1 pseudogene is annotated in these 1520 nt (G+C 76.5%); it reads right to left on the bottom strand.

Annotated features, from left to right (window positions below):
- A pseudogene (locus tag AB0J68_RS32100) lies at positions 1-1481 on the bottom strand (LuxR family transcriptional regulator); the annotation flags it as partial.
- Positions 1482-1520 lie beyond the last annotated feature (39 nt).

Here is a 1520-nt window from a genome sequence, read left to right as displayed (position 1 = left end):
GCCGCGAGCGCGCCGACGGCGGCGGCCAGCTCCCCGTCACCCACCCGGGCGGCGGTACGCGCGGCGGCGCTCAGCACCGGCCAACCCTCGCGGGGCAGCTGCGGCAGGCTGTCGTCGGCCACCGCGACCCGGGCCGCGCGGACCGCCTCGACCTTGTCGTCGGCGGCCAGCGCCGCCTCGATGCCCAGCTCGTGCAGGGGCAGTCGGTGGTTCGGCCACAGGTAGGGGCGGCCGAGGAAGGCCAACGCCCGGTCGACCATCTCGTCGGCCCCCGGGTGCGCCCGCGCCAGCCGCAGACCGGCCCCCAACTGCAACCAGTGCAGCCCGGTGACGCCGGACAGGTCGATCCGGGCGGCCTCCGCGCAGACCGTCTCGGCCTCGTCCCACCGACCCAGCGCGATGAGCGCCTCGGCCCGGTTGGACAGCAGGTACGCCCCGGTCGAGCGGCTGATCCCCACCCGCCGCGCCTCGGCCAGGCCGGCCTCGGCCGCCTGCGCGGACTCGGCGTAGCGGCCCAGCTCGCAGAGCACGTCCGACTGGAACACCTTGACCAGCACGAGAGCCGCCGTGTCCCCGGCCGCCTGGGCCACGGCCTCGGCGCTGCCCAGCTCGGCCAACCGGTTGTCCAGCTGCTGGTGGCAGAGCAGGGCGATCCGGGTCGGCAGCAGGACCAGCTCCTCGCCGAGCGCCTCGGCGTCCGTGCTCGCCTCGGCGGCGACCCGGGCCGCCTGCTCAGGATCGATCTTGACCAGGTGGGCGGCGACGTCGGCGAGCAGCCGGACGCGCTCCACCCCGAAGGGCCCGCTGGCCGCCAGGCGGTACGCCTCATCCAGCTCCCGCCGGCCGTCGCTCTTGCCGAGCAGGGCCATCAGCCGGCCCCGCTGGTCCAGCAGGCGGGCGGCGCGCAGCGGTGCGGCGTCGGCGTCCACCTCGGCCAGGCCGGCGCGGGTCAACGTGATGGCCCGACTGAAGTCGCCGGCCGTGACCGCGGCGTCCAGGGTCTGCTCCAGCAACGCCAGGTGGTCCATGCCGAGCAGGTCGGCCGCGTCGGGCACCAGCTCCCACAGCTCCAACGCCCGCTCCAACAGTCGACGCTGCTCGGCGTAGGCGTACCGGTCGGCGGCGGCGCAGGCCGCGACCCGCGCGGCGACCAGGGCACGGGGATGGTCGTGCGCCGCGTACCAGTGGTGGGCGATCTCGGCCGGAGCGCGGCCGGCGACGACCAGGTGCGGCTGGGCCTCGATCGCGGCGGCGAACCGCGCGTGCAGCCGGGCGTGCTCACCGGGCAGCAACTCGTCGTGCACAGCCTCACGCACCAGGGCGTGCCGGAACTCGTAGTCGCCGTCCGGGTCGGCCACCACCAGTTGGGCCGCGACGGCGGCGCGCAACGCGTCCTCCAGCTCGGCCTCGGGCAGGCCGGCGACCTCGGCGAGCAGACCGTGGGCGAAGCGGGTGCCGCCGGCAGCGGCGATCCGCAGCACCCGCTGAGCTGGCCCGGGTGGACCGGTTGCCCGAGCCGG

This window comes from Micromonospora sp. NPDC049580, from assembly GCF_040675595.1.
Classification (GTDB): Bacteria; Actinomycetota; Actinomycetes; order Mycobacteriales; family Micromonosporaceae; genus Micromonospora.
The sequence above is the reverse complement of the archived record's forward strand: the minus strand, read 5'-3'. Positions and strand labels throughout refer to the sequence as shown.